This is a genomic window from Nitrospirota bacterium, assembly GCA_020851375.1.
In the GTDB taxonomy this organism is placed as follows: Bacteria; Nitrospirota; 9FT-COMBO-42-15; order HDB-SIOI813; family HDB-SIOI813; genus RBG-16-43-11.
On the sequence record JADZCV010000002.1, the window covers coordinates 1 to 7,407 of the forward strand.

Consider the following 7,407-nt stretch of genomic DNA (forward strand, 5'->3'; position numbering starts at 1 on the left):
TTCCACAAACCACGGCTCCTGCAACCCGAGAACTTGTCTGTACAGGTCGGTATCTCGCATCGGTATCCCCTCCTTGGGGACCTATCATACAAGACTTACCGACCCACGACAATTCCGGAAGGACCATTTTTTCTATCTCAAGGTGGTTTCGCAGATAATTGCAGGTCATTTCGATGACGGACAGGTTGATTTCGGCAAATTATCCATTTTCATAAAATTCGGGGATATTATTCTGGGGATGAGGCGGCAGGTATTTCAGGACGCCATTGTCAACGGAAACCTTTTCAGGGCACAAATACTCCAGAAGGATGAATGTAACCACATTGGGCTGACCTCGTGGTGTTCCGACTATCTCTCCGGTCTTACAAGGGTTGATCTGACGCATGAGATGTTTGTCAGAGGAAATGATGAAGTCCTTGAGGTCAGTGATTTCGATATACAGGAGGACATAATAATGGTGCTCGATACGCTTCTCATGAGTAAAGGGAGGCAAAACATCCTCTTATATGGTTCGCAGGGAACAGGCAAGACATCTTTTGCGAGGAGTCTTGCAAATAAATACGGGAAGGAATTGTTTACAGTAAAGGCATCAGAAACAGACAAGCACAAAGACCGGCTGAGGTCAGTCTATGCTACTGTTAACCTTGCCGGCACAGACAATTCCATTGTCCTTGTGGATGAGGCGGATGAGATCATAAACTCCGCCAACTCTTACTACTTTGAGAGCAGGACCAATAAGAGCTGGATAAACCAATTCCTTGAATCCCACGGTAAAAAGGTCGTCTGGATAACAAACCGCTCGGACGAGATTGCTTCTTCCACCATGCGCCGATTCTCCTTCTCCATCGAATTCAAGAAACTCAGCAGGAATAACCGGCTAAAGGTCCTGAGATACGAGCTTAAAAAGAAGGGAATGGAGACCTGCTTTACGGATGCAGAACTTAATGAGCTATGCAGGGAATACAATGTAGATGCAGGAGGGATAGTAAATGCCATCAGTACCGTCAATACTGCAGGTGAGACAGATAAAGCCAGTACCATGAAGAAGATACGGGCAGTCCTTGGCAGTCATGAAAAGGCGACCGGAGGAAGACTTAGAGGCAACCGAAAAATACGCGGGTTTGAATCTTACACCCTTGATGGCCTGAACACATCCCATAATCTCAGGGACATTGTATCTTCACTCAAATCACGTGAATCAGGGACTGAGAACAGGAATTTCTCTGTTTCCCTACTCCTCTATGGGATGCCGGGTACAGGAAAATCAGAGTTTGTCTATTATCTTGGAAACTTGCTGGGGAAAGAGATTCTCTTGAAAAGGGGGAGCGATATCCACTCAAGGTATGTCGGGGAAACAGAAAAAAATATCGCGGAGGCTTTTGAAGAGGCAGGGGAGAGCGGCGACATCCTGTTCTTTGACGAGGCTGACACATTCCTCTTCCCGAGAAGCCAGGCCTACCGCTCCTGGGAGATATCATTCACCAATGAGATACTTACCCAGCTTGAGAGTTCACGCGGTGTAGTAGTCTTTGCTACAAATAATATGGATGGTCTCGACCATGCGGCCTTAAGGCGTTTCAGGTTCAAGATATACTTCAAACCACTGACGCCTGAAGGAAAACTGCATTTTTACAATAAACTGCTGAGCGGCTTGACTCAGGACAGGCATCTTGCCAGCCCGGAGTGCAGGACACTGATGAGGATAAAGAATCTGACCCCAGGTGACTTTGCCGTTGTCAGAGATCAGTTCTCATTCCTTATCTCATCTGAAATCTCTCACGGCAAGTTGATCGAGGCGCTGGCAAATGAAGTCAGATACAAGAATTATGTCGGGAAGGGGATAGGGTTTTAGCAGATACTGACAGGCTTATCAGCAAAGCCGTCCTTCAACCGCCGGACAATATCACCTGTAAAGTCCCTGTCAAGCCATTTGGTGATATCAAGGCGTTTGTATATATCCAGGGTCTTTGAGGTATAGTTCATCTGCCTTTTATTTGTCCAAATACAGGTTCAACTGTCTGCTTTCTCAGTTTGTATTTTCTACTCCCCTGTTTCGTCCTTAGTTTTCTTCTGATCCTGTCTATTACTGACAGACTGTATGGAATCCGCCCGCGGCAACATCTCTACTTTTTTTACAAAGTAGACCAGGTGGGCCTCCGGCAACCACTCCCTCAATGATGGCGGTATAAAAAACAATTGGTTCGGTTCATATGTGAGGTATGTTTTCATGTCGTCTATTATATAAATTTTGTTGTCTTAGGTGAAGTAATTATTACTCGGACAGGCGCCTAGCTGATAGACTCAAGATTCTTAAAAGGGTCAGGAAAATTATATCCATTGGGAATAAACTCAATCGACTCTCTGAATTTTTCACTTGCAGCGTCTATATCGCCAAGTTCAATTAGGCATACACCTATATTATTCATGACAATTGCATATGCTGGGTCAGATCTTAACATTTCGTGTGTTTTTTCTAATACATACGGAAGAATTATTGCGACTTTTTTTCCGTCAACAATTGCATCTCTGTAGCATTTTGCACGATCCTTGTGAACTTCTTCACTAACAAGGGAGACTATGCATTCTGCTGCTTTGTCATACCACTCAATTGCTTTACGAAAGCTACCAAGTTTACGATAGGTTAATCCTATACTGTTATATGCTAGAACTAGTCTGGGTTCCAATCTCAAGGCCTGTTCAAGCTTCTCTATCGCTAATTCGTAATTCTCGGTAAGCTGGAGTGCAATACCAAGAGCAAGAAATATTTGAGGATCAGCTGGATTAAGTGAAGCTGCCTCCGTTAAATAATTCACTGCTTCAGGAAATCTATTTGTGAACCTGTAGCATTGGCCAGTCATATAATATATCGACCAATCATCAGCATTCTTTTCTAATAACCACAAGAATATCTGTAAAGCTTCCTGGAATTTATTCTGCTTCATCAGCTCAATGGCAATATCTCGTTCGTCAGGCATATGTTTACTCCTCTGTTCGATTGCAAACTGACTTATAGTATCCTCACCATATAACCAAATCTGGGTTTATCAGGTTCTATATACAGCGACATAAATACCTTGTGCAAGTTGAAATTGAATTTGACTAATTTAAACCATGCTACAGAGCAATATATGAGCAAAGGCTAATGTTGATGTGTATATATACTGATATAGCGTCGCATGTCTGTATTCAATGAATTACCATCAGTCTAATTCTTGCAATTTTATTAAATACTTTCCAATGTTCCAGTCTAACTCTCGCCACCGTGAACTTACTGGATCAATATTTACTTCCAAGGATGCCTTTTCCCAATCTTCCTTCCTTGCTTGACTATCTATGTCTTTAATGGGAATTTCATATACAATGTCAGTAGCTGGATTAGTAAAACAGACCATCGCAGACTTAGAAGTATTTCTAAGTGTACTTAAAGAGTTTTCACTAAGTCTATACCAGAGATTTAATGTATCTGTCTTATTAAAATTCTGAAAATATACTAAAAAATGATCTGACTCGAACATGGTACGATAAGGTGATCGAGAGCGGAATTCCTCCTGATAGCGACGTTTCAAAAAAGCTGACATAAACTCATTGACTGTAGAGACCGACTTTCTTGAATATTTATTATCAACACTATAACTAGTACTTGTAAATGACTGTGAAGTATGATTATTGTTAAAAATAACACGCCTCAGTACAGTACTGGGTGTATCAGTGAAGGGTTCTGCTAATGATTTCAGATAGTTAAAAATGTCTTCGTCAATTTCAATTGTAATCATAATTTATCCTCCTATTGTAATTTTCATTTTTAATATTAAAATAGCACTTACATAAGTACTTGTCAAGTACTTCGGAGTCCTTTGCTGCTTAATATGGCATCAAATTAGCAATTGGCAGATAGTAAAGAAACATTATTTCAGTAGATGCCCACGCCTAAAACCGTGGCACTTTGCTGCGCTTAACGCACTTTCGGGCAATCGTAAATTCACCTATACCTTAAGGTGTAGAACTCTGCCATTCGGGTTTATTAGACTTTACAACTGCCTGCTGTCTGGGAATTTATTATAATTGAATTTTAGGCCACTATCTTAAAGTTATGGCTTGACCATACAACTTAAAGTCTGTATACTATTTAAAATGACAGGCAAGGAACTAATAAAGCTCCTGAAAGAAAATGGATGGGTGCTGGACCGGATTAAGGGGAGTCACCATATTATGGTAAAGGGAAATAAAACACTGTCTGTTCCTGTTCATAGAAGTCGGGATCTCCCGACAGGGACACTAAATAGTCTACTAAAGGAGGCTGGTTTGAAATGACAAATTTTGCATACCCTGCAATCATTAAATATGACAAGAAGGATAGGGTCTATACAGTAGAGTTCCCTGATCTTGCAGGGTGTGTTACCTTTGGAGAGACACTTCCAATAGCTAAAGAAAAGGCAATTGAAGCCCTCTCCGGATACTTAGCATCTATATTTGATCGTGGATTTAAAATCCCTGTTCCATCAAATATTAAGGGTAAAAACATATTTCCGATAACGCCGGAAACTACTGTCATGGTTCCCATCATCTTACGAAGCAGCCGGGAAGAATTACACTTAAATCAAATTGAGGCAGCAAAAAGGCTTGGTATCTCCTACCAGAGCTACCAGAAACTGGAAAATCCCAATAAGGCAAATCCGACCCTTAAGACTTTAGAAAAGGTGGCAAAGGCATTTGGGAAACATCTGGTTATGAAGCTTGTGAATGTGGCAGACCATGCAGCCTGATCGGCACCACTTCATTCTCAGGTATTCGGGGCCACCATTTTTGTTCTGCTTGGTCGGAGATACGGTCAATGATAACAACAGTTGTCTTTGACGCGGATCATTCCGGTTATTAGCAGACGCTCACATGTCTACACGCAAACCCGTTCTTCAACCTCCGGACAACATCATCTGTAAAACCCCTGTAAAGCCATTTGGTAATACCAAGGCGTTTGTATATATCCAGGGTCTTTGAGGTATAGTTCATCCGGTCAATTAGAATGCTGCCGGCATAGGGCATTATCTTATCGAGGAGCGCCTCGGGATTCATTGGAAGCACAGGGCCTATGAAGACATAGGTCTTAATCCCATTTTCGTGTAGTGTCTTGAGGGCTTTAATCCGTGCGGCAATTGTTGGCGCCTTTGGCTCAAAGGCCTTTCTTATCCTCTCATCATCTGTTGTGATGGTAATACCTACCTCGATATCTTCAAATCCCTTAATCAGGTCCATATCCCTAAGTACAAGGGGAGATTTTGTGAGGATATCTACAGGAAACTGGTGTTGCATAAGGATCTCGAGACACTTCCTCGTAATTTTATACCTGCCCTCAACAGGTTGATAGGCATCAGTAACCGAACTGATAATAATCCTCCCCTTCTTCCTGCTTTTAAGCTCTTTCTCGAGGACCTCCGGCGCATTGACCTTTATATCTACGAACTCTCCCCACGCCTCCGTATGGCCGCTATATCTTATCATGAATGTGGCATAGCAATATCTGCAGCTATGAGAGCAACCCACATAGGGATTAATGCAGTAATCCACTCCAGGTATACCTGTTTTGGTAAGGACTGATTTTACCCTTATCTCTTTGATAATCATCCTGCCTTTGATACCCCTTTTAAATAATTATAATATGCATAGAACAGCTATCGCAAATATCAGCCACGTGGAGTATATTACCAGATAAACCTTCATGCATCATCGGAGCACCAAGGGGGATAAAAACGTCATTCTCGCGTACGAGGGAATATCCATGGGTGAAAATATTATTTGACAGAAAGCCATGTTGATTGATATGGTTTATTTACTTATTTGTTACAGGAAACCTTCGATCCTGAGATAAACAATTCCGGATGAATCAATTCACAATAGAAGAATAGCGGATGTACTATGACGCTGCCACACAACAAGACAAAGATTGTCTGTACAATCGGCCCTGCTACAGAATCTCCTGAGGTGATGTGCCGTCTCATGACGGCGGGAATGAACATCGCCCGGCTTAATTTTTCCCACGGCAACTTCGATACGCATAAACAGGTTATTGATAACCTGAGGGCTGCATCAGCCAGGACGGGTAAACGTCTTACGATTATGGCAGACCTGCCAGGGCCAAAGATGCGCATCGGGAAACTTAATCCTGAGCCGGTTCATCTGGAGCCGGACGATACCTTCATCCTTACCACCGACGATATAACCGGCGACAGGACGCGTGTTTCTGTCTCATTCGCCGGACTTCCAAAGGCAGTGAAGACTGGTGATACCCTGTATCTGAACGATGGATATATTCAACTGGAAGTTAACCATGTTCGTGGTAACAACGTCACCTGCACGGTGAAAGCCGGCGGAGAACTCCGCTCGCGCAAGGGGTTGAATCTGCCGGGCATTAATCTGGGAATCGGCGCCTTTACAGGTCACGACCGTGAGTGTCTGAAATTTGCGCTTGAAAACGGAGTTGATGCGGTAAGCCAGTCGTTTGTTGAAAATGCCGGAGACATTCATGCAGTGAGAAAAGCTGCGCTGGATTTCGGATATCAGCCTTTCATCATTGCAAAAATCGAGAGATCAAATGCGCTTGTCAATATTGATGAAATTCTTGAGGCCGCTGACGGCATCATGATCGCCCGTGGTGACCTTGGGGTTGAAGTCCCCATTGAGAAGATTGCATTAGTCCAGAAGGACCTTATGAGACGGGCAAATATGAGGGCCAAGCCGGTTATCACTGCAACGCAGATGCTTGAATCCATGACTACGAACAAGCGCCCTACCCGGGCGGAAGCGACGGACGTCTCGAATGCCATTATCAATGGCACTGACTGTGTCATGCTTTCGGGTGAATCGGCGATGGGAAACTATCCGGTTGAATCCGTGATGATGCTCGCTAAAATCGCCGCCGCAGTAGAACCGGAGTGTCTTCAGATTCCAGCCAGAGAAATGTTCCGGGGGGTCGACCTCACCGGCAAAATCAAACCTGAACATCTGATTGCAGTCAGTGTAGAGGCAAGTCTTGACTTTGTGACTCCTGCAACCGTATTCGTGCCGACACGAACCGGTACGACTGCGCGGAGCATCGGCCGTTTCAGACTCCCGGTCTGGATCATCGCAGTGAGTTCTCAGGCGGAAACCTGCCAGAACCTTCAATTCTCATACGGAGTATTCCCTGTGCAGGAGGAGGACCATCCGGAGAACTGGAAACATTATGTGAAAGAATGGCTGCAACGCCATCCAATGCCGGGTGATATTGTTGTTCTGACGGAAGGGCCTTCAACGTAAGCGTTTAATTAACCCCATCTTCCCCTGATTTACCTGATATGACATGATGATCCTGGAGATAACAAAGGGGGGATCAATCATGTCGGAGAACAATAAAGAAGAGCAGTATGGTGAGAA

Annotated in this window: 8 protein-coding genes; 4 read left to right on the forward strand and 4 right to left on the reverse strand. The window is 43.6% G+C overall.

Annotation, left to right across the window (positions count from 1 at the left end; all coding sequences use genetic code 11):
- Nucleotides 1-73: 73 nt before the first annotated feature.
- Complete coding sequence (locus IT393_00065; GenBank protein ID MCC7201052.1) at nucleotides 74-1,852, forward strand: ATP-binding protein; 1,779 nt, start codon at nucleotides 74-76, stop codon at nucleotides 1,850-1,852.
- Between the two features lie 188 nt (nucleotides 1,853-2,040).
- Here the strand turns inward: IT393_00065 and IT393_00070 are convergent, their stop codons facing one another.
- The 3 genes from IT393_00070 to IT393_00080 form a co-directional block, all read right to left on the reverse strand.
- On the reverse strand, nucleotides 2,041-2,229 hold the full coding sequence (locus tag IT393_00070; GenBank protein ID MCC7201053.1) for a hypothetical protein: 189 nt from the start codon (nucleotides 2,227-2,229) through the stop codon (nucleotides 2,041-2,043).
- Between the two features lie 59 nt (nucleotides 2,230-2,288).
- The gene (locus tag IT393_00075) at nucleotides 2,289-2,975 is read right to left on the reverse strand and encodes a tetratricopeptide repeat protein (GenBank protein MCC7201054.1); all 687 of its coding nucleotides are present in this window, start codon (nucleotides 2,973-2,975) and stop codon (nucleotides 2,289-2,291) included.
- A 225-nt stretch (nucleotides 2,976-3,200) separates the two neighbouring features.
- Complete coding sequence (locus IT393_00080) at nucleotides 3,201-3,773, reverse strand: hypothetical protein (protein ID MCC7201055.1); 573 nt, start codon at nucleotides 3,771-3,773, stop codon at nucleotides 3,201-3,203.
- A 358-nt stretch (nucleotides 3,774-4,131) separates the two neighbouring features.
- On the opposite strand from IT393_00080, the gene IT393_00085 reads away from it, so the two are divergent.
- Together IT393_00085 and IT393_00090 are read left to right on the forward strand one after the other, a co-directional pair.
- Entirely contained in the window at nucleotides 4,132-4,311 is a 180-nt protein-coding gene (locus IT393_00085; GenBank protein MCC7201056.1) for a type II toxin-antitoxin system HicA family toxin, read from the forward strand.
- Nucleotides 4,308-4,763 carry a type II toxin-antitoxin system HicB family antitoxin gene (locus tag IT393_00090; protein MCC7201057.1) on the forward strand — a complete coding sequence of 152 codons (456 nt, stop codon included), beginning with the start codon at nucleotides 4,308-4,310 and terminating at the stop codon, nucleotides 4,761-4,763. Before IT393_00085 ends, IT393_00090 begins: the two co-directional genes overlap by 4 nt.
- Nucleotides 4,764-4,872: 109 nt before the next feature.
- On the opposite strand, the gene IT393_00095 is transcribed toward IT393_00090, so the two are convergent.
- A complete protein-coding gene (locus IT393_00095; GenBank protein MCC7201058.1) occupies nucleotides 4,873-5,619 on the reverse strand; it encodes a radical SAM protein in 747 nt (248 codons plus the stop codon).
- Between the two features lie 291 nt (nucleotides 5,620-5,910).
- Here IT393_00095 and pyk point away from each other — a divergent pair, with 291 nt between their 5' ends.
- Entirely contained in the window at nucleotides 5,911-7,290 is a 1,380-nt protein-coding gene (gene pyk, locus IT393_00100) for a pyruvate kinase (GenBank protein MCC7201059.1), read from the forward strand.
- The last annotated feature ends 117 nt before the right edge of the window (nucleotides 7,291-7,407 follow it).

Coding starts and splice junctions, on each gene's coding strand:
- IT393_00085 (MCC7201056.1), top strand. CDS start 4,132: ATGACAGGCAAGGAACTAATAAAGCTCCTGAAAGAAAATGGATGGGTG.
- IT393_00070 (MCC7201053.1), bottom strand. CDS start 2,229: ATGAAAACATACCTCACATATGAACCGAACCAATTGTTTTTTATACCG.
- IT393_00095 (MCC7201058.1), bottom strand. CDS start 5,619: ATGATTATCAAAGAGATAAGGGTAAAATCAGTCCTTACCAAAACAGGT.
- pyk (MCC7201059.1), top strand. CDS start 5,911: ATGACGCTGCCACACAACAAGACAAAGATTGTCTGTACAATCGGCCCT.
- IT393_00080 (MCC7201055.1), bottom strand. CDS start 3,773: ATGATTACAATTGAAATTGACGAAGACATTTTTAACTATCTGAAATCA.
- IT393_00090 (MCC7201057.1), top strand. CDS start 4,308: ATGACAAATTTTGCATACCCTGCAATCATTAAATATGACAAGAAGGAT.
- IT393_00075 (MCC7201054.1), bottom strand. CDS start 2,975: ATGCCTGACGAACGAGATATTGCCATTGAGCTGATGAAGCAGAATAAA.